22 protein-coding genes and 2 tRNA genes are annotated in these 26,458 nt (G+C 46.4%); 2 read left to right on the top strand and 22 right to left on the bottom strand.

Features of this window, described 5'->3' with window-relative positions; genetic code table 11:
* Positions 1 to 132: 132 nt before the first annotated feature.
* The 6 genes from HG547_RS02300 to pnp all read right to left on the bottom strand — a co-directional run bounded on the left by HG547_RS02300 (position 133) and on the right by pnp (position 7,469).
* Complete coding sequence (locus HG547_RS02300; protein ID WP_037415347.1) at positions 133 to 1,392, bottom strand: NupC/NupG family nucleoside CNT transporter; 1,260 nt, start codon at positions 1,390 to 1,392, stop codon at positions 133 to 135.
* Positions 1,393 to 1,568: 176 nt separating this feature from the next.
* A complete protein-coding gene (locus tag HG547_RS02295) occupies positions 1,569 to 2,333 on the bottom strand; it encodes a TatD family hydrolase (RefSeq protein ID WP_169547034.1) in 765 nt (254 codons plus the stop codon).
* Between the two features lie 10 nt (positions 2,334 to 2,343).
* Entirely contained in the window at positions 2,344 to 2,526 is a 183-nt protein-coding gene (locus HG547_RS20955) for a hypothetical protein (protein ID WP_306299126.1), read from the bottom strand.
* Positions 2,527 to 2,595: 69 nt separating this feature from the next.
* Positions 2,596 to 4,176, bottom strand: a complete 1,581-nt coding sequence (gene prfC / locus HG547_RS02285; RefSeq protein WP_037415348.1) for a peptide chain release factor 3 — start codon at positions 4,174 to 4,176, stop codon at positions 2,596 to 2,598.
* Positions 4,177 to 4,275: 99 nt separating this feature from the next.
* A complete protein-coding gene (gene nlpI / locus HG547_RS02280) occupies positions 4,276 to 5,178 on the bottom strand; it encodes a lipoprotein NlpI (protein WP_047535362.1) in 903 nt (300 codons plus the stop codon).
* Between the two features lie 191 nt (positions 5,179 to 5,369).
* Positions 5,370 to 7,469 carry a polyribonucleotide nucleotidyltransferase gene (gene pnp, locus HG547_RS02275; RefSeq protein WP_037415351.1) on the bottom strand — a complete coding sequence of 700 codons (2,100 nt, stop codon included), beginning with the start codon at positions 7,467 to 7,469 and terminating at the stop codon, positions 5,370 to 5,372.
* Positions 7,470 to 7,664: 195 nt separating this feature from the next.
* Here pnp and HG547_RS02270 point away from each other — a divergent pair, with 195 nt between their 5' ends.
* Positions 7,665 to 9,719 (top strand): EAL domain-containing protein, encoded by a 2,055-nt coding sequence (locus HG547_RS02270; protein ID WP_047535359.1) that lies wholly within the window; start codon positions 7,665 to 7,667, stop codon positions 9,717 to 9,719.
* An 86-nt stretch (positions 9,720 to 9,805) separates the two neighbouring features.
* Here HG547_RS02270 and rpsO read toward each other — a convergent pair whose 3' ends face one another.
* The 14 genes from rpsO to rlmE all read right to left on the bottom strand — a co-directional run bounded on the left by rpsO (position 9,806) and on the right by rlmE (position 23,104).
* Positions 9,806 to 10,075, bottom strand: coding sequence for a 30S ribosomal protein S15 (rpsO, locus tag HG547_RS02265; protein ID WP_037415266.1), 270 nt, complete (start codon positions 10,073 to 10,075; stop codon positions 9,806 to 9,808).
* Between the two features lie 125 nt (positions 10,076 to 10,200).
* Positions 10,201 to 11,154 (bottom strand): tRNA pseudouridine(55) synthase TruB, encoded by a 954-nt coding sequence (gene truB, locus HG547_RS02260; RefSeq protein ID WP_037429691.1) that lies wholly within the window; start codon positions 11,152 to 11,154, stop codon positions 10,201 to 10,203.
* On the bottom strand, positions 11,154 to 11,597 hold the full coding sequence (gene rbfA / locus HG547_RS02255; protein ID WP_037415260.1) for a 30S ribosome-binding factor RbfA: 444 nt from the start codon (positions 11,595 to 11,597) through the stop codon (positions 11,154 to 11,156). Before rbfA ends, truB begins: the two co-directional genes overlap by 1 nt.
* A gap of 66 nt (positions 11,598 to 11,663) precedes the next feature.
* On the bottom strand, positions 11,664 to 14,321 hold the full coding sequence (infB, locus tag HG547_RS02250) for a translation initiation factor IF-2 (protein WP_169546874.1): 2,658 nt from the start codon (positions 14,319 to 14,321) through the stop codon (positions 11,664 to 11,666).
* Positions 14,322 to 14,346: 25 nt separating this feature from the next.
* The gene (gene nusA / locus HG547_RS02245; protein WP_169546872.1) at positions 14,347 to 15,846 is read right to left on the bottom strand and encodes a transcription termination factor NusA; all 1,500 of its coding nucleotides are present in this window, start codon (positions 15,844 to 15,846) and stop codon (positions 14,347 to 14,349) included.
* A 29-nt stretch (positions 15,847 to 15,875) separates the two neighbouring features.
* Positions 15,876 to 16,331, bottom strand: a complete 456-nt coding sequence (gene rimP, locus HG547_RS02240) for a ribosome maturation factor RimP (protein WP_037415241.1) — start codon at positions 16,329 to 16,331, stop codon at positions 15,876 to 15,878.
* A gap of 168 nt (positions 16,332 to 16,499) precedes the next feature.
* Positions 16,500 to 16,576: transfer RNA gene (locus HG547_RS02235), tRNA-Met, on the bottom strand.
* A gap of 83 nt (positions 16,577 to 16,659) precedes the next feature.
* Positions 16,660 to 16,746, bottom strand: a tRNA-Leu gene (locus tag HG547_RS02230).
* Positions 16,747 to 16,757: 11 nt separating this feature from the next.
* Entirely contained in the window at positions 16,758 to 17,090 is a 333-nt protein-coding gene (secG, locus tag HG547_RS02225) for a preprotein translocase subunit SecG (protein WP_011716140.1), read from the bottom strand.
* Position 17,091: 1 nt separating this feature from the next.
* Positions 17,092 to 17,874: a triose-phosphate isomerase gene (gene tpiA / locus HG547_RS02220; RefSeq protein WP_011071430.1), complete on the bottom strand. Its 783-nt coding sequence runs from the start codon at positions 17,872 to 17,874 to the stop codon at positions 17,092 to 17,094.
* A gap of 193 nt (positions 17,875 to 18,067) precedes the next feature.
* Positions 18,068 to 19,405 (bottom strand): phosphoglucosamine mutase, encoded by a 1,338-nt coding sequence (gene glmM / locus HG547_RS02215; protein ID WP_047535342.1) that lies wholly within the window; start codon positions 19,403 to 19,405, stop codon positions 18,068 to 18,070.
* A gap of 74 nt (positions 19,406 to 19,479) precedes the next feature.
* The gene (gene folP, locus HG547_RS02210) at positions 19,480 to 20,313 is read right to left on the bottom strand and encodes a dihydropteroate synthase (protein WP_169546870.1); all 834 of its coding nucleotides are present in this window, start codon (positions 20,311 to 20,313) and stop codon (positions 19,480 to 19,482) included.
* A 158-nt stretch (positions 20,314 to 20,471) separates the two neighbouring features.
* The gene (gene ftsH, locus HG547_RS02205) at positions 20,472 to 22,445 is read right to left on the bottom strand and encodes an ATP-dependent zinc metalloprotease FtsH (RefSeq protein WP_037429699.1); all 1,974 of its coding nucleotides are present in this window, start codon (positions 22,443 to 22,445) and stop codon (positions 20,472 to 20,474) included.
* A 29-nt stretch (positions 22,446 to 22,474) separates the two neighbouring features.
* On the bottom strand, positions 22,475 to 23,104 hold the full coding sequence (gene rlmE / locus HG547_RS02200) for a 23S rRNA (uridine(2552)-2'-O)-methyltransferase RlmE (protein WP_011625490.1): 630 nt from the start codon (positions 23,102 to 23,104) through the stop codon (positions 22,475 to 22,477).
* 90 nt (positions 23,105 to 23,194) lie between these two features.
* Between rlmE and yhbY the strand changes: the two genes are divergently transcribed.
* Positions 23,195 to 23,494 carry a ribosome assembly RNA-binding protein YhbY gene (gene yhbY / locus HG547_RS02195; protein ID WP_011071425.1) on the top strand — a complete coding sequence of 100 codons (300 nt, stop codon included), beginning with the start codon at positions 23,195 to 23,197 and terminating at the stop codon, positions 23,492 to 23,494.
* Positions 23,495 to 23,550: 56 nt separating this feature from the next.
* On the opposite strand, the gene secF is transcribed toward yhbY, so the two are convergent.
* Positions 23,551 to 24,435, bottom strand: a complete 885-nt coding sequence (gene secF, locus HG547_RS02190) for a protein translocase subunit SecF (RefSeq protein ID WP_037415220.1) — start codon at positions 24,433 to 24,435, stop codon at positions 23,551 to 23,553.
* 2 nt (positions 24,436 to 24,437) lie between these two features.
* Positions 24,438 to 26,312: a protein translocase subunit SecD gene (gene secD, locus HG547_RS02185; protein WP_169546868.1), complete on the bottom strand. Its 1,875-nt coding sequence runs from the start codon at positions 26,310 to 26,312 to the stop codon at positions 24,438 to 24,440.
* Positions 26,313 to 26,458 lie beyond the last annotated feature (146 nt).

Below are 26,458 nucleotides of genomic sequence, written 5' to 3'. Positions count from 1 at the left end.
AATCTGACCTATACAATCGGAGAAACTATTCACTACAGGAATCACTACTGGAAAATGGTTGAATTAACTTAGGTCCTGCCCTGCATGGTCAGGACCTAGTTAGTGGGGAATTTCTCCCCAACGTTTCTGTGCTTAGATAGCTAAGAACAGACCCGCAATTGTTGCACTCATTAAGTTAGCTAACGAGCCTGCGATAACCGCACGAATACCCATTTTAGCTAAATCGTGACGACGGTTAGGAGCCATAGCACCTAAACCACCCAACAGAATCGCGATAGAAGACAAGTTAGCGAAACCACACAGTGCAAACGAAACAATCGCTTTGGTTCTGTCGGTCATAGCTAAACCAGTTTCAGCCACAACCATACCGCCATCAGCGATGTCTTTTAAGTATGGAGCAAAGTTCAGGTAAGCTACGAATTCGTTAACAATGATCTTTTGACCAATGAAAGAACCAGCAACTAATGCTTCATTCCAAGGCACACCGATAAGGAATGCTAAAGGCATGAACACATAGCCAAGGATCAGTTCCAGTGTTAAACCCTCAACACCAAACCAACCACCTACACCACCGATGATGCCGTTGATCATAGCGATCAAGCCAACGAAGGCTAACAGCATTGCACCTACGTTCAGCGCTAAATGCATACCAGATGAAGCACCCGCAGCAGCAGCGTCTAATACGTTAGCTGGCTTATCAGGATCTTCTGGTAATTCATCCATGTCGTTTTTAGCAACTTCAGTTTCTGGGTGCATCAGTTTAGCCATTAATAGACCACCTGGTGCCGCCATGAATGACGCAGCAACTAAGTACTCAATAGGCACGCCCATTTGCGCGTAACCAGCCAGTACTGAACCTGCAATAGAAGCTAAACCACCCACCATGATCGCAAACAGTTCTGATTGAGTCATAGTAGGAATGAATGGACGAACAACTAACGGCGCTTCAGTTTGACCAACGAAGATGTTAGCAGTCGCAGACATAGATTCAGTACGGCTTGTGCCTAATGCTTTTTGCAGACCACCACCGATGATACGGATGATCCACTGCATTACGCCTAAATAGTACAGAACGGCGATAAGAGAAGAGAAGAACACAATAACTGGCAACACGTTTACCGCGAAGATAAAGCCAAGTTTGAAGTTAGCTAAATCACCGAACAGGAAACCGATACCGTTTTGTGCATAACCGATAACGCTAGATACGGCGTCAGATACACCTTTCAGGATATCTTTACCGACAGGAACGTACAGTACAAAACCACCGAAGGCAGCTTGGATGGCTAATGCCCCACCCACAGTACGCAAGTTAATTGCTTTTTTGTTATTCGATAGGAGGAAACCTATCGCAAGTAGGACGACCACCCCTACTAAGCTCATCAATATATTCATTAACCATCACCCTATTGTTAACACTTTTTAATTATGTTGTTAATCAACCTATTTCCGAGTCAGATTATACCCGAGAGAAAGTCGAAAATCGTCGTTTTGATCAAAATTTTGGAGTTTAATTTCAATCGCTTAGAGCAAAATGCTATTGCGACATACACCTGTTTAACCAAAAACAACTAAAGGTCAAACAGTTGCATTGCATTCGACACCAAGTGTTCTGATATTAGAACACTAGATTTTTTTTGCAAAGTTGCAATTTTGTCTATAAAAAGTACAGCATTAGCGGGTTGATTCCGTTTTTCGGTAACATTTAGCGGAGTCATGGCAGGAGAATCAGTCTCAAGTAGGAAACTTTCTAAGGGCAATTCACTGACAGTTTTGAGCAGTTTTTTCGCATTCGGATTCATCACTAAACCACCAATGCCTAGTTTAAAACCTAACTTAGTGTATTCGAGTGCAATATCAGGACTGCCAGAAAAGGCGTGTATTACGCCCGCTTTTGGGAGTTTATGGCGCTTTAAATGGAATAGCACCTCTTGATGTGCCTTTACCGCATGGACGATAACGGGCAAATTCTGCTCATAAGCAAGCGCCAACTGAGCGTCAAAAAATGCTAACTGGCTGCTCCAATTGTCAGCATAAAGTTTGTCTAACCCACACTCACCAATGGCAACAAAGCGGGGACATTCTCGTAACTGAGCAACCTGTAATGTTAATTCTGTGATGGCCTTATCAACATCTCCCGGGCAAAACCAAGGGTGGATCCCTAAGGCAAAATAACACTGGTATTGCTCAGCAATGGCCAATTGTTTAGTCCAGTGTTGTGGTGAGACTCCTGGGATAATCAGATTATCGATGCCCGCATGATGCATACGCTGTATGACTTGATCGCGGTCACTATCAAACTCGACAAAATCGAGGTGCGCGTGAGTATCTAGCATCATCAATCTGTCACTCCGTTTTTGTGTCTCCATTCGATGATTGCGCTTTTATTTGACAATCAGCTTTAGTTCGAATTAGTGGCGGATCTTCTAATCTTGGCATGCAACAACGGCGATTCTCGGGCGTGAGTCCCATCTTGTCGCACCAACGGATATAAGCCTGCCACGCGCGAGTTATCCAACTTATCATCAGTCACCTCACAAATTTTAGATACAAAAAAGGCGGTGAATCACCGCCTTTAACCCTAGAGCTACTTACCTGTTAGTGCTCGCGCGTTTTAGCGAACTCGATATCAGGGTATCTTTCCATTGAAAGATTTAAGTTAACCATAGTTGGCGCAATGTAAGTTAAGTTATCACCACCGTCGAGCGCCAAGTTTTGGCTACACTTGCGGCGGAACTCTTCTAGCTTACGCTCATCTTTACAATAAACCCAGCGCGCAGTTGAAACGCTAATACCTTCGTAAATCGCCTCAACGTTGTACTCGCTCTTTAAGCGGCCAACAACCACTTCAAACTGGAGTACACCCACGGCACCCACGATCAAGTCATTGGTATCTAAGGGACGAAACACCTGCACAGCCCCTTCTTCAGATAGCTGAACTAAGCCCTTAAGTAATTGTTTTTGCTTGAGCGGATCGCGCAGACGAATACGGCGGAACATTTCGGGCGCAAAGTTAGGTACACCGGTAAAGCGGAACTTTTCACCTTGAGTGAACGTATCGCCGATACGAATGGTTCCGTGGTTATGTAAACCAATAATATCACCAGGATACGCAACTTCAGCGCGCTCACGGTCGCCCGCCATAAAGGTCAACGCATCGCTGACGTTAACATCTTTGCCGATGCGCACATGGTGCATCTTCATGCCTTGCTCATAGCGACCAGAGCAAACACGCATAAAGGCAACGCGGTCACGGTGCTTAGGATCCATGTTTGCTTGAATTTTAAACACAAAACCGGTGAATTTTTCTTCGTCAGGCATGATCATCCGCACATCGCTTTCACGAGGTAGCGGTTTAGGCGCCCATTCCACAATACCATCGAGGATATGGTCAACACCGAAGTTACCTAATGCGGTACCGAAGAACACTGGTGTAAGCTCACCCTTTAGGAAGGCTTGATGATCAAACTCGTTTGATGCTCCGCGAACCAGTTCCATTTCATCACGCAGATCAGCGGCATAGCTACCAATCGCTTTATCCAGATCAGGGTTATCGATACCTTCAATCACACGGCGCTCTTGAATCGTGTGTCCCAAACCGCTTTGGTATAGCACCACTTCATCGCGCAGAATATGGTAAACACCCTTAAATTCTTTACCGCTACCAATAGGCCAAGTAATAGGCGCACAGGCGATATTAAGTACGTTCTCGACCTCATCCATCAGTTCGATAGGATCGCGAATATCACGGTCGAGTTTGTTCATAAAGGTCACGATGGGTGTATCGCGCAGACGGGTCACTTCCATCAATTTGATGGTACGATCTTCAACACCCTTTGCCGAGTCGATAACCATCAAGCAAGAGTCGACCGCCGTTAAGGTGCGGTAAGTATCTTCCGAGAAGTCTTCGTGGCCAGGGGTGTCGAGTAGGTTAACGAGCGCGCCACCATAGGGAAACTGCATGACAGACGTTGTAATCGAAATACCACGGTCTTTTTCCATTTCCATCCAGTCAGACTTAGCGTGCTGACCCGACTTTTTGCCCTTAACGGTACCCGCTTTTTGCAGCGCGTTTCCGAATAACAGCACTTTTTCGGTAATGGTGGTTTTACCCGCGTCGGGGTGCGATATAATCGCGAAGGTGCGACGTTTATCGACCTCTACTTTATTGTCTGACATTTAACCTATGCACTCGTATCGCTAAAAAAGGCGCAAATTATAGCGCCTCAGTGCGTGCTTGGCTAGGCAAAGCCCAAGATGAGCCTCGGGCGATAAGACTTATTTTGTGCCTTCGAGCAACCCTTTGACCTTTGCCAGCTCAATTCGCGCATATCTATGCTCAACAAAGTCATAAATATTAGTCGCAAGGGCGAGGCGGAAATAATTTGCAGCCTCTTGATATTGCTTATTGGCAATGGCCATTTTGGCAAGATAGAAATAAGCTTCACATAAACGTTCAGCATATTCTTTAGGATGAGTGAGGCCTAACTTGGCATCGGCAAATACCTGTTCACGACTCTTAACGCCCAAATAATAATCAACAATCACGGTTGACCATGCATCCGCTTCAAGCCCCTTACGGTGTTCCTGTAGCTGGCGTTTAGCCTCAACGGTATTATCCTTTGATTGGATCAAATACAACCATAATGCTCGGTAACCATCTTTATTATCGGCAGCATAGAAGGATTGCATATCTTTTAAGGCAAGATCATTACGGTCACCATAATAAAGCGCGATACCACGATTCAAGTAGGCATAATCATAGTTTGGCGATAACTCTAATACGCCATCAAACGCCTCATAGGCACTATCGTATTCCCCCTCTTGGGTATAATAAATACCAAGGAAATTATAGGCATCGGCTAAGTCTGGTTGCAATTTTAGCGCTTGCATAAAATCAATGCGCGCCATTAAACGCAAGCCCACGCTGTCGTAAATTACCCCACGATCGTAATGGAAACGAGCGCGCTGCTCGTTGGTCAATTCAACAGCTGATAAAATCTCATTGAGCTTAGCAAGGGTCACCTCGACTTTATAATCAGTCATCACTGGGGCGATAACCAATTTACCTTCAACGTCATTTTGGTTGTCTAAGGGGGATTGAGTGGTCGCACATCCAGCCAACATCAAGCTGGCACCCGCCAGCACAGCAACAACAGCGGTTCTAATTTTAAGACTCATCCATTTCTACCTTTTTAGATTCCCAACTCACGCAGAAGAATGTTCATGATAGCAATCCCACAACTGGACTGCTATTGAGGAATAGCATTAAACACAACTTTATTAAACCCAAACAAACAAAAAGGAGATCAATTGATCTCCTTTTAGTCACGTCACGTCGAAACTGACACCGATAATGTCTGTTTAGACCATTATTCAGCAGCTGGCTCTTTAGTCTGTGCTTCTTTGATTGACAGTCTTACACGGCCTTGACGATCCACTTCCATCACTTTAACGGTGACTTCTTGGTTCAGTTCAAGGTGGTCAGAGACATTAGCAACACGCTCATCGCTGATTTGCGAAATGTGCACTAAACCATCTTTACCTGGCAGAATGTTAACGAAGGCACCGAAGTCAACGATACGGATAACTTTACCGTTGTAGATACGACCCACTTCAACTTCTGAAGTGATTTCTTCGATACGACGGATAGCTTCTTTGGTGGCTTCACCATTAGAAGAAGCAATTCTTACTGTACCGTCATCTTCAAGCTCGATAGTCGTGCCGGTTTCTTCGGTCAGTGCACGAATTACCGCGCCGCCTTTACCGATAACATCACGGATCTTCTCTGGGTTGATCTTGATAGTTGTGATACGTGGAGCATGGTCAGAGATATCATCACGGTGCGAACCAATCGCTTGATCCATCACGTTTAGGATATGTACACGTGCGCCATAGGCTTGTTGCAGTGCAATTTCCATGATTTCTTTGGTAATACCTTCGATCTTGATATCCATCTGCAGTGCAGTCACACCGTCACGGGTACCGGCTACTTTGAAGTCCATATCACCTAAGTGGTCTTCATCACCTAAGATGTCAGACAGAACCACAAAGTCATCGCCTTCTTTCACTAGACCCATAGCGATACCCGCTACAGAAGTCTTGATAGGTACACCCGCATCCATCAGCGCAAGAGACGTACCACAGACTGATGCCATAGAGCTTGAACCGTTAGATTCAGTGATTTCAGAAACCACACGCACACTGTATGGGAACTCTTCAGCAGATGGCATTACTGCGTTGATACCGCGCCATGCTAACTTGCCGTGGCCGATTTCACGACGCTTAGGTGAACCCACCATACCTGTCTCACCAACAGAATAAGGAGGGAAGTTGTAGTGCAGCATGAAGCGGCTAGTGCGCTCGCCCATAATGCTATCAATCTTCTGTGCGTCACGCTCAGTACCTAAAGTACAAGTCACCAGCGCTTGGGTTTCGCCACGGGTAAACAGTGCACTACCGTGGGTACGTGGTAATACGCCTGCCAATACGCTTAATGCGCGAATCATATCTGGCTCACGACCATCGATACGCGGCTCACCACGGATGATGCGACCACGAACCACTTTCTTCTCTAAGCTACCGAGCAGACCATCAACTTCACGTAAATCAATGTTAGGATTGCTTGCTAATAACGCTTCTTTCGTTGCAGCTTTAACAACAGCAACTTGAGCATAACGATCTTGCTTTACTTGGATTTTATACGCATCGCCTAAACCCGCTTCAGCAAGCGCTTTAATTTGAGCAACCAGCGTTTCATCTTGCACTGGAGCAGTCCAATTCCAAGCAGGTTTACCGGCTTCTGCTTTGAATTCAGCAATCGCTTTGATAACCACTTGTTGTTGGTCGTGACCATAAACTACTGAGCCTAACATCACTTCTTCTGGTAAGGCTTGAGCTTCTGACTCAACCATCAATACCGCGCTCTCAGTACCTGCAACAACCAAGTTTAGTTGGCTGCTTTCTAACTGAGTCACTGTTGGGTTCAGTACGTATTCGCCATTGATGTAACCCACACGCGCCGCACCTAATGGACCGCTGAATGGAATACCCGAAATGGCAAGCGCCGCCGAAGTACCGATCATCGAAATAATATCTGGCTCGATTTGTGGATCGACAGATACCACAGTGATGATAACTTGAACTTCGTTGGTGAAACCATTGGGGAAAAGAGGACGAATTGGACGGTCGATCAGGCGAGCGATTAATGTCTCATCTTCTGAAGGACGGCCTTCACGCTTAAAGAAACCACCAGGAATTTTACCCGCTGCGTAGCTCTTTTCTTGATAGTTAACAGTCAGAGGAAAGAAGTCACGGCCTGCTTCAGCTTCTTTTTTACCTACAACAGTGACTAACACTGTCGTGTCACCCATACTCGCTAACACGGCTGCATCAGCTTGACGCGCTATAACGCCTGTTTCCAGGGTGACTGTATGTTGACCATACTCAAAACTCTTTACAATTGGATTCACGTGACCCATTCCTTAATTAATGACCTTGAATTACGCGCGTAAGTATACTGCAATTATGAACCATAGATAAAGAGCAGATAATGATGACAAACTGCTATCTTTTCACTAAAGTGGTTAAATCAACAAAGAGTTATGCTCTACAGTGATATAGGCAATCCCCTCTGGTGAAAAATAACAATTAAAAGGAAGATCTGAATGACGGGTCGTTTTAAATCCCTAACTTGGAAACAGACTAACCTCGTCGTTTTTACTGCGTTATTTTTTGCTATCGCTATTTTTATTGTTGAAATTGCCCTTGTGGTGGTATCCACCAAACATCAACTCACTACCACTCAACAGGAATTACTCGATTCGGTAGAACAACCCTCTGCTAATGCCGTTTGGGCACTGGATGATAATCTCGCAAGACAAACCTTAGAAGGTGCAATAAAAGTTGAGCATGTAGGCTCAGCAGTCATCGAACTCGATGATGGTTCCATGTTTGTGTCTGTGAGTAATAATCAGAAAACCAGCTCACAAACTTTTATAAGCCTCAGTAATAAACTGTTTGATGATCTTAAAGAAATTTCACGCCCACTGTATCGTCCCTTCTATTTCGAAGGCACACAAAAACAACAACTTATTGGCACATTGACTATTTTCTATGACACACAGGAACTGACTAATACCCTCTTTAGCCAACTCAGGTTTAGTTTTTTTGCAACCTTAGCCCGTGCGCTTTTGCTCACCTTGGTATTGTCTGTCGTCTTCCACCGCTTCTTAACCCAGCCGATAGCCCGGATAAGTGAAGCAATCGATAAAATTGCACCCGATTCACCTGACGAAAACCTCCTGCCCATGTCCAATGCCCATAAGGATGATGAATTGGGACTGGTAACGTCGAAATTTAATCAGATCTTAATTCAATTTAGTCAAACTCAGTCAAAACTTCGAAAAATGGCAACACGAGATCCACTCACCGGATTGCCTAATCGTACTTTACTGCTCGAAACAATTGCCGTCACAATCCAACGCTCTAGAGTGCACAAACGTAGCTTTGCCCTGATGTTTATCGACCTAGATCGCTTTAAAAATATTAATGACTCCCTAGGACACGCCCTTGGCGATCAATTCCTCGCCCGTATCGCTCGCATCCTCGAACGTGTAGTGGGTGATAAAGGCACAGTATCTCGCCTAGGCGGTGATGAATTCGTTATTTTAGCCGACTCAGTTCACTCTCCTGACCAAGCTGCTGACTTTGTCGATAAACTCTTAGTGCAACTTAATGTACCCATCCAATTGAATGAACACGCGATTCACCCTGCGGCTTCTATCGGAATATCTATCTATCCTGAGGATGGAAATAGCGCCGAAGATCTTATCCGCCATGCTGATATTGCGATGTACAGTGCAAAAGCGGCAGGTTCTAATCAATGGGCTTTCTTCAAACAGCAAATGACAGAACGAGCTGCGGTTAGACTTCGGACAGAAGCATCACTACATGATGCACTGAAAAATAATGAATTTCTGCTCTACTTCCAGCCTAAGCTTGATCTGCAAACAGGTAAAATTACTGGTTGTGAAGCCTTAATTCGTTGGCAAAAAGATGGCCGCTTAATTAGTCCCATGTCCTTTATTCCGGTGGCAGAAGAAACCGGCATTATTATCCCTATCGGTCGTTGGGTGATAGAGCAGAGTTGCCGAGTACTGCGGGAGTGGCAGAAGAAATATAACTATGCCATTCCCATCGCAATTAACGTCGCCTCACAACAATTTGCCGACGCAAGCTTAGTCTCTGATATCAAACAAATGGCGCTACGATACCAAATTCAACCAGAGTTATTAGAAATAGAGATTACTGAAACCTCATTAATGAATGATATAGAACTTGCTATCAACAAATTAGAGCAACTTAAATCGGCAGGATTTGGTATCGCGGTAGATGATTTTGGTACTGGTTATTCCTCCCTCTCTTACTTACGCCATCTGCCAATCACCACTATGAAAATTGACCGCTGCTTTGTTTCCGATCTTCCCAAGGATAGTGCAATTGCATCAACAATCTTGATGTTAGGTAAGCAATTAAACCTAACTATTGTGGCTGAAGGGATTGAGAACGAGCTGCAACTCGATTGGCTTAAGAGTAATGAGTGCCAGATAGGTCAAGGCTTTTACTTTAGCCAACCTTTACCACAGGCTGAGTTTGAGACGCTATATATTGCCAGTCAAACTGCAACCATTAGTAATATTGATGGATTACGTGGTGCCTAATGTACTGAGGATATAGTTCAACATACTGAATTTTAGGCAATAAAAAAGGAGGCTAAGCCTCCTTTTTTACGTTAATCGACGAGAGATTAACGACGTAAACCTAACTTTTGGATCAGCTCATTGTAACGTGTAGCTTCGGTACGCTTCAGGTAAGCTAATAACTTACGACGAGCGCTAACCATACGTAACAGACCACGACGTGAGTGGTGATCGTGAATGTGCTCTTTGAAGTGATCTTGCAAATGGTTGATTTGAGCAGTTAACAGCGCAACTTGAACTTCAGTTGAACCAGTGTCGTTTGCGCCACGGCCAAATTCAGCCAGGATTTTTGCTTTCGCTTCAGTACTTAGTGACATGTGTCTCTCCAAATATAAAATGTGAATCCCTAGCCGATCACTAACTCAGCCAGAGGGCGCGCTATTCTACCCATAATCTTTGGCGTGCGCAATAAAAGCGGTGGAATAATATCCGAGCAAATCCATTAAGATGCTTTAGGTTCGTCGTGAATAACGACTAAACGCTTCGGGGCCAGTAAGCCATCATCATTCATCTCACCGATACCAACAAAACGACGTGCAGTCCCTAAGGTAATCCGTACCAGCTTATTTGCTTCTAAGTTCGCAACTCGCACCGCTTGACCTTGCATTAAGTAAGCTGCACTCGCATCAGGGACATTGACCTCAGGAAAATCGGCAACCGCCGTATCCATAGGTAACAGTAACGAATCCAACAAACTGCTTGGATCAAGTTGTTGTTCCTGTGCTTTAGCGACTAAGGCTTCAAGCTGCTCAAGAGTGACCATTTTATCGTAGGGATAATGTGCAACTTGAGTACGGCGCAGCATGATCACATGGGCGCCACAACCGAGCATTTCACCTAAATCGTCAATAATAGTGCGAATATAAGTGCCCTTAGAGCAATGAATGTCTAAGGTTAGCTCATCGCCTTCTAGACCGATGAAGTTCAGTTCAAAGACAGTGATTGGACGCGCCTCACGCGGCACTTCAATCCCCTCACGGGCATACTTATACAAGGGTTGACCTTGATATTTGAGCGCTGAATACATGGATGGCACTTGCAAAGTATCACCACGGAAATGCGCTAAGGCGGACATTAACTGCGCCTCTGTAAACTCGAGCGGGCGTGTTTGTACGACTTCGCCGTCTGAGTCGCTGGTATCGGTACGTTGCCCCAGTTTTGCTGTGACCAGATAACGCTTATCCGAATCGAGCAAATGCTGGGAAAACTTAGTCGCTTCACCTAAACAGATTGGCAGCATGCCCGTCGCCAGTGGATCGAGCGCCCCCGTATGCCCCGCCTTGTTGGCATTAAAAAAGCGCTTTACTCGTTGCAATGCAAAGTTGGAGCTCATGCCAGTGGCCTTGTCCAACAATACAATACCGTCAATAAAGCGGCCCTTTGAACGTCTTGCCATTACGCTTTACCTTCGGTGTCATCGCTCTCGTCAATGTCATTATCAACAACATCATCTTCAACGCTGCCAAACTGTTGTTGTTTGGCTTTATCGCTGTTGATGACTTGACTGACGAGATTAGACATACGCATGCCTTCAACCAATGAGCTGTCGTAAACAAAGCGAATTTCTGGCATCACGCGCAATTTCATGCGGCCTGCCACTAAGGTGCGAATATAAGGAGCGGCAGCGATCAGCGCGTTCAGCTTTTCTTGCACAACTTCTTTGTCTTCTTCAAAGAAGGTGACAAAGACTTTGGCGTAACTTAAATCGCGAGAAACATCAACGTCATTGACGGTCACAAAACCAATACGGGGATCTTTCATGTCGCGTTGTAGGACAACAGCCAGCTCTTGCTGTAACTGCTGACCTATACGACGTGTACGACTGAATTCTTTTGCCATAATAGAGTTACCATAATAGCTAATGTCATTAAATTGAAAGGGCGGCTAATGCCGCCCTCTTTATCGTTACAGTGTACGTGCCACTTCGACGGTTTCGAATACTTCGATTTGGTCACCCACGCGGACATCGTTGTAGTTCTTAACACCGATACCACATTCCATGCCATTGCGAACTTCGTTAACGTCATCTTTAAAGCGACGTAATGATTCGAGTTCACCTTCGAAGATCACCACGTTATCACGCAGAACGCGAATTGGTGCGCTACGCTTGATGGTGCCTTCAGTCACCATACAACCAGCGATTGCGCCCAGTTTTGGTGATTTGAACACGTCACGAACTTCAGCCAGACCGATAATCTGTTGTTTGAATTCAGGTGACAGCATACCTGTCATCGCCGCTTTCACTTCATCAATCAGATTATAGATAACGCTGTAGTAACGTAAGTCAACACTTTCGTTTTCGATAGTCTTACGCGCTTGCGCATCGGCACGCACGTTAAAGCCAACCATAATCGCGTTAGAAGCCGCAGCTAAAGTCGCGTCGGTTTCGGTCAGTGCACCTACACCACGAGCGATGATATTTACTTTCACTTCGTCGGTAGACAGACCCATTAAGGAGTCGGTAATCGCTTCAAGTGAACCTTGAACGTCTGCCTTCAGAACGATGTTCAGTTCTTTGACTTCGCCTTCGGTCATGTTCGCGAACATGTTTTCCAGCTTAGACTTCTGCTGACGCGCTAATTTCACGTCACGGAACTTGCCTTGACGGTACAGCGCGACTTCACGGGCTTTACGCTCGTCACGCACAACGGTAGCTTCATCACCAGCTGATGGCACACCTGACAGACCTAAAATCTCAACAGGGATTGATGGGCCAGCTTCAGTGATTGAACGGCCGTTCTCGTCTTTCATCGCACGGATTTTACCGTACTCTAAACCACATAGAACGATATCACCTTGGCGCAGCGTTCCTTCCTGAACCAGAATCGTTGCTACAGGGCCGCGACCTTTATCCAGTTGAGACTCAATAACCACACCAGCAGCCATACCATCACGAACAGCTTTGAGTTCAAGCACTTCAGCTTGGAGTAAGATACCCTCAAGCAAATCATCAACGCCTTCACCCGTCTTAGCAGATACGAAGGCAAACATGTTGTCTCCGCCCCATTCTTCAGACATCACGCCGTGCTGAGACAATTCGCTCTTCACGCGGTCGATATCGGCTTCTGGCTTGTCCATCTTGTTAACTGCAACAATTAATGGCACGTTACCCGCTTTAGCATGTTGAATCGCTTCAATGGTTTGCGGCATAACACCGTCATCGGCAGCCACAACGAGTACAACGATATCCGTCGCCTTAGCACCACGAGCACGCATTGCGGTAAACGCAGCGTGACCAGGGGTATCTAAGAAAGTGATCATGCCGTTTTCGGTCTCAACATGGTATGCACCAATATGCTGAGTAATACCACCGGCCTCACCCGCAGCCACTTTCGCGCGGCGGATATAGTCAAGGAGCGATGTTTTACCGTGGTCAACGTGACCCATAATGGTTACAACAGGTGCACGAGGCTCAAGCTTCACGCCGCCTTCTTCGTCACGCTCAGAAAGTACTTGTTGTTCTAATTCGTTTTCACGAATAAGTACCACTTTGTGGCCCATTTCTTCAGCAACTAACTGGGCGGTTTCTTGATCTAACACTTGGTTGATCGTAACCATTGAGCCCATCTTCATCATTTGCTTGATGATTTCAGTCGCTTTAACTGCCATTAAGTGAGCAAGTTCTGCCACTGTAACTGTTTCACCGATACGCACATCACGGTTAACGGCTGCAACTGGCTTATTGAAGCCATGAGCCATTGATTCTGGCGCTGTGCTGCGGTTACGCATGTGTTTTTCGCGACCATCGCGAGCATCTTTACCACCACGTTTGGTTTTGGCGGTATTTTTGTTACGCGCACGACGGCCACGTTTTTCTTCATCCATATCAGACGAATCTTCAGCAGCGCGAGCCACTTTAGAGGTAGTGATATGGTGATCGCTATAGCGCTCAGCTTCTAAACGTTGACGCTCTTCTTCGGCCCAACGCTTAGAGTTTTCTTCTGCTAACAGACGCGCTTTTTCTGCCGCTTTGGCGGCTTCTTCGTCTTGTTTACGTTTAGTCGCAGCTTCTTGTACTGCTTTTAAACGTTCAGCTTCCAAACGAGCTGCTTCAGCTTCTGGTGAAATATCTTTGGCTACTTTCACTTCCGCTGCTGCTTTCGCTTTTGCTTTCGCTTCAGCTTCTGCCTTCGCTTTCGCCTCTGCTTCCACTTTAGCCTTAGCTTCGGCTTCTGCCTTCGCTTTCGCTTCAGCTTCTGCTTTGGCCTTCGCTTCGGCTTCTGCTTTGGCTTTAGCCTCTTCTTCCGCTTTAAGCACTGCGTCACTCACATCACGTTTAACAAAAGTACGGGTTTTACGCACTTCAACTTTAACGTCTTTAGATTGACCACCATTACCGGCCACACTCAGGGTCGATACGGTTTTACGTTGCAGCGTCATTTTAGTCGGCGCATTATCGGCGCCATGTTGCTTCTTCAGATAATCCAGTAACTGCTGCTTCTCAGCTTCAGACACATTATCAGTGTGGCCTTTCTTAATTCCGGCCTGAGAGAATTGCTCAATCAGACGTTCAACACTTTTACCCACTTCCGTGGCCAATTTCTCTACGGTAGTATCTGCCATCAGTTAAATCCCCCTGTTGATCGACTTATGCTTCTTCGCCAAACCAACAGATGTTGCGGGCAGCCATGATCAGCTCACCTGCTTTTTCTTCTGTCAATTCTTCAATTTCGATCAAATCATCAATGCCTTGTTCAGCCAAGTCTTCTAGAGTCACGATACCTTTGCTCGCTAAAACATAGGCTAAGTGTCTTTCAACACCATCAAGTGCTAATAACTCTTCACTTGGCTCCACACCATCTAGTGCTTCTTCGGATGCGAGCGCTCGAGTTGAGATCGCAGCCTTAGCACGTTCACGTAACGCTTCGACGAGATCCTCATCAAAGCCATCAATTGCCAATAATTCTGACACAGGTACATAAGCCACTTCTTCGAGCGAAGTAAAACCTTCATCAGCCAGTACTTGTGCAAAATCTTCATCTACATCCAGAGATTTCATAAATAAGCTCTTCACCTTAGCGCTTTCGGCTTGGTGTTTCTTATTCATGTCTTCCACTGTCATCACGTTCAGTTCCCAGCCTGTTAACTGAGTCGCTAAACGCACGTTTTGACCATTGCGACCAATGGCCTGAGCTAAACTTTCCGCTTCAACAGCGATATCCATTGAGTGATTGTCTTCATCAACGATGATAGAAGCCACATCAGCTGGCGCCATGGCGTTGATCACATATTGTGCTGGATTATCATCCCACAATACGATATCAACACGCTCACCACCGAGTTCATTCGATACCGCTTGCACACGTGCCCCACGCATACCAACGCAAGCACCAATTGGGTCGATACGACGATCGTTCGATTTCACTGCGATCTTAGCGCGAGCACCAGGGTCACGCGCCGCGCCCATCACTTCGATCAGTTCATCGGCAATTTCCGGCACTTCAACACGGAACAGCTCAATCAGCATGTCAGGCTTAGTGCGAGTTAAAAATAACTGCGCACCACGCGCTTCAGGACGAACAGAGTAAAGCAGTGCACGAACACGGTCACCAGGACGGAAAGATTCGCGTGAAATCAAGTCTTCACGGAATAATACGCCATCAGCATTGTTGCCTAAGTCCACAACTACACTTTCGCGGGTTGCTTTCTTAACGACACCAGTGATCAGCTCACCTTCTTTATCTTGGAACTGCTCAACCACTTGCGCACGCTCAGCTTCACGTACTTTTTGTACGATCACTTGCTTAGCCGTTTGGGTAGTAATGCGATCGAACGCCACTGATTCAATTTGGTCTTCAATAAATTCACCTGGTTGAATCTCTGGATCTTCGAAACGTGCTGCTTCCAGCGTAATCTCACGGTATGGATTTTCTAACGCAACACCGTTGTCATCGATCACCATCCAACGGCGGAAAGTTTCATAAGCGCCAGTTTTACGGTCGATAGCAACACGAACGTCGATATCACCTTCGTATTTTTTCTTGGTAGCGGTAGCCAGAGCAGTCTCCAGCGCTTCAAAAATCTTCTCGCGTGGAACGGCCTTTTCATTTGAAACCGCTTCAGCGACTAGCAGAATCTCTTTATTCATTTTGTCTTGCCTCGTTCACCTTGAAACCATCAAAACTTTGCGATGATGTTGCCTTTACGGATATTATCCAAGGCGACAACCAGCTCTTTACCATTTACTTTCACCGACAGCATTTGACCGTCAACCTGAGTAATGGCGCCTTTTAAATTACGACTGCCCGCGACAGGCATAGTCAGTTGAAGCTTGACATCCTCGCCGATATAGGACGCATATTGCTCAGCAGTGAACAGCGGTCTATCTACACCAGGCGAAGAAACCTCTAAGGTATATTCAGTAGAAATAGGGTCTTCAACATCGAGCACAGCACTGACTTGGCGACTCACGTTGGCACAATCTTCGATATTGATGCCATTCTCACCATCAATGAACACGCGCAGGACTGAATGGTTACCCGCTTGAACATATTCAATGCCCCAAAGTTGGAAGCCGAGTGCTTCCACAGGCACTTTGAGCATGTCTGCCAGTCTGGATTCTAATGTTGCCAAATTTGACCCCCGAAAAAACAAAAAAGGGCTTAATAGCCCTAGTAAAACGCCGTAAACAATACGACAAATTTAAAAGTCCCAGACAACAAAAAACCCCGTAATGACGAGGTTATTAGCTTCAAGAACCTGTAAACCATAATGAATTAAACAACATTCATTACTAGGAGCTGGTTGCGGGGGCCGGATTTGAACCGACGACCTTCGGGTTATGAGCCCGACGAGCTACCAAGCTGCTCCACCCCGCGTCAACTGTGTGCAAGTATATTGACTATCGTCTTTGCTTGCAATAACTAAGTCAGTTCTTGTTTGGACTTACTTAGTTTAATTATGGTGCCGAGAGCGGGACTTGAACCCGCACGTCCGTTAGGACACAGCCACCTCAAGGCTGCGCGTCTACCAATTTCACCACCTCGGCGACACCTTTTACTAGTCAGGAATTTTGGTTTCTGACTTTTCGGTTGCTTGATCAACTGGCTGGGTAACCTGTTCATCAGCACCTAAATTTTTCCATGCATCTTCATTTTTTGCGTGGTTTGCACTTAAGTTGCCAATCAGCAGACTTAACGTGAAAAACGCAATGGCAAGAATCGCCGTTGTGCGTGTCAGGAAGTTACCTGAACCGCTTGAACCGAATAAGGTACCTGATGCACCGGCGCCAAAAGAGGCCCCCATATCAGCTCCTTTACCTTGCTGGATTAAGATTAGGCCAATTAAACCTAATGCAACCAACAAGTAAACAACCACTAAAACTTCATACATATTATGCGCTCATCGCTATGGTACACAGACTTAAAAACTCGGTAGAGTTTAAACTGGCACCGCCAATCAGTCCACCATCAACATCAGGTTGGGCAAATAAATCTGCTGCATTACTCGGTGTCACACTGCCACCGTACAAAATCCTGATATTTTCTCCGATAAACGGAGACACTTCAGAGAGACGCTTGCGTATAAACGCATGTACTTCTTGTGCCTGCTCTGGTGTCGCACTCTTACCAGTCCCTACAGCCCATAATGGCTCGTAGGCGATAATGGCGTTATCAAAAGCCATAGTGCCATTTTTTTGGATCACTATATCCAACTCTTCTGCAATCACCTCGAAGGTACGTCTTGCTTCACGTGCTGGACCCGATTCACCTACACATAAGATGGGGGTTAAACCGTGCTTTTGTGCAGCGGCAAATTTCTCCGCTACGATATTACTCGTCTCTCCGTACATACGGCGACGTTCTGAATGCCCGATAATGACATATCGGCATCCGCAATCTTTAAGCATCTGACCCGAAACTTCTCCGGTATAAGCGCCAAAGTCATGTTGACTTAAATTTTGAGCGCCCATCCTAACAAGTGAACCGTCTAACGCTTCCTTGTTTGCTTCTAGCAGTTGCCTGACGCTTTCTAGATAGATAGAAGGCGGGCATAAAACCACTTCAGCTGAATCATTTTGGAGCTTTGAGGCAAACTTCTTGAACAACTCTTGGGCTAACGCCGCACTGCCGTTCATTTTCCAATTGCCAGCTACCATAGGACGTCTGAGTGCCATCACTGTCTCCTCTGAAAGCGGCGTGAATAATAGCGAACCACTTATTAAGTTACAATAGCTAAATTCGAAATTTTTCAGATATTAGGTTGGAATGCTTACTTTTTACACGCCAAACCCTATTCCTGCTCATTAATGCAGCTAACACCTTCATTTTTAATCGGTATCAGCTGCACTCGACTAAAGATTGGTTTGATTAGCTCGCCGATTTTACCGCATCTGCAATCAAATTAGCGTGCGCTAACACAGCATTGTGATCATCACCTTCAACCATCACGCGAATTAACGGTTCAGTACCTGATTTGCGTAGCAATACGCGACCTCGAGCGCCCAGTTGTGATTCAACCTGAGCTTGAGCAGCTTTAACTTTATCTGAGCTTAATGGATCATGTTCGCCTTCAAAACGCACATTCACCAACACCTGTGGCAACATTTCCATTGGCGCAGTTAACTGCTCTAAGGTTGCATTTTGACGACGCATGGCCGCCAGCACCAAAATACCAGCAACAATACCATCACCGGTCGTGCCATGGTCGAGGTTAAGAATATGCCCCGAGTTTTCACCGCCGATACGCCAATCGAGTTCTTTGAGTAACTCCATCACATAACGGTCGCCCACTTTAGAGCGAGCAAAGGGAATATCCAACGCCTGAAGTGCTAAATCGAGGCCAAGGTTAGACATTAACGTCCCAACCACACCTCCGCGTAACACACCACGAGCCTTGGCATCACAGGCAAGGATATAAAGAATTTGATCGCCATCGATCACCTCACCTTTGCTATTGACCATCATAATTCGGTCACCATCGCCATCGAGCGCAATCCCTAAATCGGCACTTTCGGCCAAAACAGTTTCACAAATCTTTGCCATGGACGTTGCGCCAACTTTGTCATTGATATTGACTCCGTTTGGTTTATCACCAATGGCAATCACTTCGGCGCCTAACTCGCGAAATACCGCTGGTGCGATGTGATAAGTTGCACCATGGGCACAATCGACGACAATTTTTAACCCTGTTAATGTGTGATCTGCAGGGAAATTACCTTTGCAGTATTCGATGTAACGGCCGCGTGCATCTTCAATTCGTGACACTTTGCCCAACAGATGTGATTCAACACACTCTAAGGGCTTTTCTAATTCGGCTTCGATTTCAAGCTCAAGATTATCATCAAGCTTACTGCCATCAGTTGAGAAAAACTTAATGCCGTTATCATAGTAAGGGTTGTGGGAAGCACTAATTACCACACCTGCTTCGGCGCGAAAAGTACGAGTCAAATAAGCTACCGCTGGCGTTGGCATGGGCCCCATCAGCATCACATTCAAACCCGCTGCCGAAAGGCCCGCCTCTAAAGCTGATTCAAACATGTACCCCGAGATACGGGTATCTTTACCAATAATTACTTTCTTAGTGCCGCTACGGGATAACACCCGTCCAGCAGCCCAACCCAACTTCAATGCCAGCTCGGGTGTCATCTGGCCTGAACCTACCTTGCCACGAATACCATCGGTTCCAAAAAATTTACGTTCGCTCATATCGCCCCACAAACTTCAATGTGTCCCTTCGATTGGGATCATAATATTAATGAAATACTTAACAAAAATAGCCTCTATAGATATGCCTGTGTCGCTTGTAACACTTTCAGCATATCGACAGTTTCAGGGACATCATGGACACGAATAATATGTGCCCCTTTCTGGGCCGCTATCATGGCGCCAGCAAGGCTCCCAGCTAAACGCTCAGAGGTCGGCCTAGCAAGGAGGTTTCCTATCATGCTCTTACGGGATAAACCTATCAATATCGGCAGTTCGAACTGCGCAAAACACTCTAACTTTGCTAGCAGTTCATAGTTATGTTCTAAGGTTTTACCAAAGCCAAAACCTGGGTCGATTAACAACCGTTCCCGCGGGATCCCAGCCTCCAAACAGGCTTGAATACGCTCATTGAGAAATTTAAAGACATCGGCAATAACGTCTTGATATTCGGGCGCCGATTGCATAGTACGCGGCGCGCCCTGCATGTGCATCAAACAAATGGGCACATTCAACTGCGCCGCAGTTTCTAGTGCCCCTGGCTCCAATAACGCCCGAACATCGTTGATTAAGTGCGCGCCAGCATTTACCGCCTGTCGCATCACTTCTGGTTTACTGGTATCAACCGAAATCCACACATCATGGTGTTTCGCGACATATTCTACCAAAGGGACCACCCGTGCGAGTTCATCCTCAACACTCACATCGGCCGCCCCAGGCCTTGTCGACTCGCCACCGATATCGATGATGAGCGCTCCTTGAGCAACCATTTCATCGGCATGCTGGCAAGCCAGTTCAAAAGAAGAAAACTTTCCACCGTCGGAAAAGGAATCGGGAGTAACATTCAGAATGCCCATGACTACGGGCGAAGCTAAGGATAAGCGTTTGGTTCCAGAAATTAATTCAAACACGCATTGACTCCATTTGGGACAGCTTGCTAGCGCGTTTCATCCGTATTCTGCGCAGTTCACTCATGTAACTGATTTATATTGAATGACAGCGCAGTCAATTTTCTAGCAAGATAAAACAAGAAAACCCCTTAACGGGGTTCTCTTTCAATTAACAAACGTTATTTAGCGGGTGACTCATCGGCATCTTTCAGCTCTGACTCAACAGGCGCTGACTTAACCACTTCGTCGACTTTAACCGCAGGTTCACCTTTGCCATTGCCTTTGTCATTTGAACCATTGTCATCTGCTTGCCAATCAGCAGGCTGACGCACTTCACGACGGTTCATCAAATCGTCAATTTGCAGTGAATCAATGGTTTCATACTTCATCAGCGCGTCTTTCATCGAATGCAGAATATCGATGTTATCCAGCAGAATTTGCTTGGCACGGCCGTAGTTTTTGTCGATAAAGGCCTTCACTTCAGCATCGATAAGCGTCGCAGTCTCATCGGACATAGCCTTGGCTTTACCCATGCTACGCCCTAAGAATACTTCACCTTCTTCCTCGGCATAGAGTAATGGACCAAGCTTGTCGGAGAAGCCCCATTGGGTCACCATATTACGGGCAATCGATGTCGCGTATTTAATGTCTTGCGAGGCACCTGTAGACACTTTTTCGCTACCGTAGATCAGCTCTTCGGCTAAACGACCACCGTAGGCAACCGAAATCTGGCTTTCTAACTTACGACGGCTTTGGCTAATCGCATCGGCCTCAGGTAAGAAGAAGGTCACGCCGAGTGCACGACCACGTGGAATAATGGTGACCTTGTGCACAGGGTCATGCTCTGGCACTAAACAGCCCACAATCGCGTGGCCCGCTTCGTGGTATGCCGTCATTTCTTTTTCGGCTTCCGACATCACCATAGAGCGGCGCTCAGCACCCATCATGATCTTGTCTTTTGCACGCTCGAATTCTTCCATACCGACCACACGGCGGTTACCGCGCGCCGCAAACAGTGCAGCTTCGTTAACTAAGTTGGCTAAATCGGCACCGGAGAAACCTGGCGTACCACGGGCAATCACGCTCGCTTTAACATCTTCAGAAAGTGGCACTTTGCGCATATGCACTTTAAGAATTTGCTCACGACCGCGAACATCTGGCAAGCCAACAACCACTTGACGGTCGAAACGACCTGGACGCAGCAGCGCTGAGTCCAATACGTCAGGGCGGTTAGTCGCCGCAATCACGATAATCCCTTCGTTACCTTCGAAGCCGTCCATCTCAACCAGCATTTGGTTAAGGGTTTGCTCACGCTCATCGTGACCACCACCTAAGCCTGCGCCACGTTGGCGACCTACGGCATCGATTTCGTCGATGAAGATAATACAAGGGGCTGATTTCTTCGCTTGTTCGAACATATCACGCACACGAGATGCACCGACACCGACGAACATTTCCACGAAGTCAGAACCCGAAATGGTAAAGAAAGGCACCTTTGACTCGCCAGCAATCGCTTTAGCAAGCAAGGTTTTACCTGTACCTGGTGGGCCAACCATGAGCACGCCCGTTGGAATACGGCCACCCAGTTTTTGGAATTTGGTTGGATCACGCAGATAATCGACCAGCTCTTTCACTTCTTCTTTGGCTTCATCACAGCCGGCAACGTCAGCAAAAGTGGTCTTGATTTGATCTTCGCTCATCAGCTTGGCTTTGCTCTTGCCAAAGGACATAGCGCCTTTGCCACCGCCGCCCTGCATCTGGCGCATAAAGAAAATCCATACCCCAATCAGCAGCAACATCGGGAACCAAGAAATAAAAATCTGGGTTAAGAACCCCGATTCTTCGGCTTCTTGGCCTTTCATGGTGATGCCTTTACGGTCAAGATCATTAATTAAATCTTGGTCATACAGTGGCATGATGGTCGTGAATTTTTCGCCAGTACGCTTAGAACCTTCGATAGTACGTTGGTCACTTTTCACTTCAACGCTGGCGACTTGTCCATCACGAACATTGTCTAGGAAAGTAGAATAATCCATCTTCTGCGATGACGAAGAAGAGGGGGAGTAACCCTGAAACACTGACATCAGCACAACGGCGATGACAACCCAGAGTATTAGATTTTTTGCCATGTCACTCAAATTACTAGACCTCATAAAGTCTTGCGATGATTAACGCTAGGGTACTACAACTTGTACCCTGTCGCCACAAGATAGACCTCACGGGAGCGTGCCCGCGACGAGTCCGGTTTACGTGTTTTTACGACTTTGAATGCCTCTTTAACCGCTTTCATATATTCGTCAAACCCCTCCCCCTGAAAGACTTTGACCGCAAAACTGCCGTTAGGTGCCAACACTTGATGACACATATCTAACGCCAACTCGACTAAATACATGGCGCGCGGCTGATCGACACCATCTGAACCACTCATGTTGGGTGCCATATCAGACAATACAACGTCAACCTTATCCGCACCGACGCGAGTTAGCAATGCTTCGAGCACTTTCTCTTCACGAAAGTCCCCTTGCAAGAAATCCACGCCGACGATGGGATCCATAGGTAAAATATCACAGGCGATGACTTTACCTTTGTCTCCAGCTAGCTTAACAGCAACCTGTGACCAACCACCTGGAGCGGCCCCTAAGTCAACAACCGTCATACCTGGGCGGATCAATTGATCCTTTTGCTGAAGCTCTTCAAGCTTAAACGCAGCGCGAGAACGCAATCCCCGTTTCTGTGCTAGTTTGACATAATGATCATCAAAGTGTTCCAGCATCCAGCGATTGGAACTGGCCGTACGTTTTTTACCTGACATTTAAAATCCGCAACAATTGAGAGTTACACAAAGGCTATATAAGGGTAGAATAGCGGTTTTTCAACAGTAACTCAGCAAAAGTTGGTAGAAATGAACTTAACAACCAAACAAAAACAGCATTTAAAAGGTCTGGCGCATAATTTAAAGCCAGTGGTGCTGCTTGGTGCCAATGGATTGACTGAAGGTGTACTCGCTGAAATTGAAAGCGCACTCGCTTATCATGAATTGATTAAAGTGAAAGTAGCCTCTGCCGACAGAGAGCTAAAAAATGCCATCGTTGATGCCATAGTACGTGAAACTCAATCTGCAAAAGTGCAACTTATTGGTCATATTCTGGTGATTTATCGTCAATCACCAGAAATGAAAATTGCTTTGCCAAGAGCGAAATAATTTTCCAGCCTTAAACAAAACGGCCACTCAAATGAGTGGCCGTTTTGTTTTAACGTCTACGGTGTATCGCTAATGGGTTTAACTTGATAGTGCTCAGGGGCTAAGCCGAGAAACTCTGGCAAGGAGGTCCCGACTGATATCGAGGAGAACGTGCCGGTCAAAATGCCGATAAACATGGCTATCGAGAATCCTTCTAGCGGCCCACCGCCCATTATCCATAGTGCTCCAACCGTCATCAGAGTGGTCCCCGAGGTCACCATAGTGCGCGAAAATGTCGCGACAATCGCTTGGTTGTTAATCTCCTGAATCGCAAGTTTGGGTTTTGCAATCAATAACTCACGAATACGATCGGCAATAATGATTGAGTCATTCAGTGAGTAGCCAAGGATAGCCAGCACCGCCGCGAGCACAGTTAGATTAAATTCCATCTGTGTCAGCGCAAAAAACGCGAGTACAAAAATGACGTCGTGTACTAACGCAAATAGCGCACCAGAGGCGAGGCGCCATTCAAAGCGATAACTCAAATAGCCTAGGATAGCTAACATAGCGACTAATAACGCGAGTCCCCCCTGCTCTGCCAGCTCTTTACCCACCTGCGGGCCGACAATACTGGTATTTAGCACTTGCACTTCGCCCAGTGGCGCTAAGGTTTGCGCAATATCCACATTGCTTTGTGCAGTGTCGGCATAACGCAATACCCAACGCCCAGGCTCACTCGCAGATATCACAGTCACTTCTTGCTGATAAGCCGCGTTCAGTAATGGCTGCAATTCGCTAGTGGTGATTCTTTTATCAAGTTGTACTTCGGTTACCACCCCGCCAGTAAAATCTAAGCCCCAATTAAAACCCTTCACGCCGATGATAGTAAGTGAGGCCAGCATTAAAAAGATCGAGATAGCGCTCGAAATATAACGCCATTTAGTCAGATTAATATTCTTCATTTTTATACCCTCACATGACGGCGCGCATCACGCCCATAAACAAGGTTAATCAAGGCTCTTGAAGCAAAAATACCGGTAAACATACTGGTCAGAAGACCTAAGCCTAAGGTCAAGGCAAAACCTTGGATCGGACCATTACCGATGGAATAGAGCACAACTGCGGTGATCATCGTAGTGAAGTTGGCGTCGAAAATGGTTGAAAATGCACTATCAAAACCAGTATCGATGGCAAGGGCAAAGCTTCGTCCTTCCTTTAACTTATCTTTTATCCGTTCGAATATCAGCACGTTAGTATCGACCGCCATGCCGACAGTCAATACTAGACCTGCAATACCTGGTAAGGTCAGTACTGCACCAGGAATAAGCGCTAGTAGGCCAAACAGGATCACCATATTAGAAATCAGTGCCACGTTTGCCACCCAACCGAGGCGGCGATACCAGAGCGCCATAAATAGCAGCGTAATCCCCATACCTAAACCGAGTGCGGCAAAGCCGTTTTCAATATTTTCAGCACCAAGTGTTGGGCCAATAGTGCGTTCTTCAACGATTGTTACAGGCGCAGTCATTGAACCAGCACGTAGCAACAGCGCTAATTGTTGCGCTTCTTGATAAGTCCCTGCACCAGTAATACGGAAACGATCACCTAGTTGGGATTGAATGGTCGCGACGCTAATGATCTGTTGTGTTTGCTTAGCTTTGCCCTGCTCATCCCGGCTATATTCGCTATAGGATGTTGCCATCGGCTTACCGATATTGGCGCGGGAGAACTCCGACATCTTCTGCCCGCCAATACGGTCGAGGTGAATGTTCACTTCGGCCATGCCCATTTCACCAATATTGGCACGGGCATCGACAATATGATCGCCACCTAATACGGGCGTGCGTGCCACATAAACGGGATTGCCAGATTTATCCTTCAGCACCTGCGCGTTCACAGAACCCGATTCTTTAACCTCAAAAAAGGCCAGGCTTGCCGTCGCACCTATCACGTTTTTGGCGGCGGCGGGGTCTTGTACACCAGGCAGCTCGATGCGGATACGGTGTTCACCCTGACGCTGCACTAGAGCCTCTGTGATCCCCAACTCTTCAATACGGCTACGCATGATTTGCAGGTTTTGCTGCACCGTTAAATTACGTAACTTAATTTGCTCATCTTGAGCAAGTTTGACCACTAAGCCATTATCCCCATTGGTTAATTGCCAAGTTGGATAGCTTTGCTGGATAAACTGACGTATGGCAGCACGGGCGTTATTGTTTGATGCTGAAGCATCCGTTAATGCAATCGCTATTTGTAATCCGGCATCATCGCGCGTGTTGTCAATACGCACACTGGCGCCACGGATTTGTTGTTCGCGTAAAAATTGTCTTAAGGATTCGACTAAGGCATCTGCTTGGGCTTGGTAGACAGGTTGCACATCCACATCCAGCAAAAATTGCACCCCGCCGCGTAAATCGAGCCCGAGCTTAATCGGTTCAAAACCCATATTTTGAAGCCAACTCGGCGCAGCACTCACCAATGCCAGCGTGAGTTCTTTCGGCTCACTCACCATGGATGACACTAAGGTCTTCACTAAGGTTTGCTCGCTGTCATCATTCAGTACAATAAGGGTTTGCCCATCTTCTGAGCTATTGGCGTTGCCATGTTGGGCATGCTTAACTTCGATACGCTTCACCTCAACGCCCTGCGCTTTTAATTTATCCCGCAGTTCAATAGGGGTTAAGTTAAGCCCTGCTTTAGCGCCCACCTGCACGGCGGCGTCTTCACCATACCAAGTCGGTAAAGCGCTAAATAACATCACAATAATCGTGACAATTAGCACAACGTATTTCCAAGCTGAATAATGATTTAGCAGCTTTTTACTCTGAATTTTATCCATAGATATCACTCGCATAGTTTTGCCCGCTCGGATAGTAATCAGTGGCGTATTAACGCCTTCAAACATGAGCGAACAATCACTGTATGTACGGTGAAACCTGTAAACACGAATTCAACAAAGAGTACGCTAAACGCAGCAAACTCAGT

The sequence above is a fragment of the Shewanella sp. DNRA4 genome (assembly GCF_012843185.1).
GTDB classification, from domain to species: domain Bacteria; phylum Pseudomonadota; class Gammaproteobacteria; order Enterobacterales; family Shewanellaceae; genus Shewanella; species Shewanella xiamenensis.
This window is presented reverse-complemented; position numbering and strand designations above follow the sequence as displayed.